The organism is Vibrio sp. 03_296 (genome assembly GCF_002265885.1).
In genome coordinates this window covers 1-443 of sequence record NZ_NPKW01000377.1, presented here as the reverse complement: position 1 = coordinate 443, position 443 = coordinate 1, and the positions used below count along the sequence as shown (strand labels likewise).

Sequence of the window (443 nt, the reverse complement as noted above, 5' to 3'; positions counted from 1 at the left end):
TTGGGTGAGAAAGCTGCCATCGCTACCGATTCCTATCATTGGTTCAGGCGAAAATAGAGCGAGTTCAAAGTGCCGTGAATGCATTGCAAATTGAGCTAAGCCGTGAACAGTGGTATCGAGTGTGGGTGGCTTCAAAAGGCCATGGTGTGCCATAGAAAAAAAAAGAATCAGTGGCGGGTGAACCGTCACTGATGCACACGCGTATAACGCATCGCTTGGGCGAAAAAAGGATGTTTGATGACACTAGGATGTGGAAGTTTGGGGCGAAATAAAGCCACTTGGCGGACGTTGAGTTATCTTGCTTTGGCCTTTATTTTATTAGGCTGTTCCAATAAATTTCTATACACCAACCTCGATTGGGTGGTGCTCGAATATGTCGATGACTATGTGACATTGGAAAACGAGCAAGAAGCAATGTTGGACGAACGCTTGCAGCAATTGCT

The 443-nt window shown here is 45.8% G+C and carries 2 pseudogenes; both read left to right on the top strand.

The window, feature by feature from the left end:
- Positions 1–155: pseudogene (locus CIK04_RS24785) on the top strand (oxidoreductase); the annotation flags it as partial.
- 82 nt (positions 156–237) lie between these two features.
- Positions 238–443, top strand: a pseudogene (locus tag CIK04_RS24780) (hypothetical protein); the annotation flags it as partial.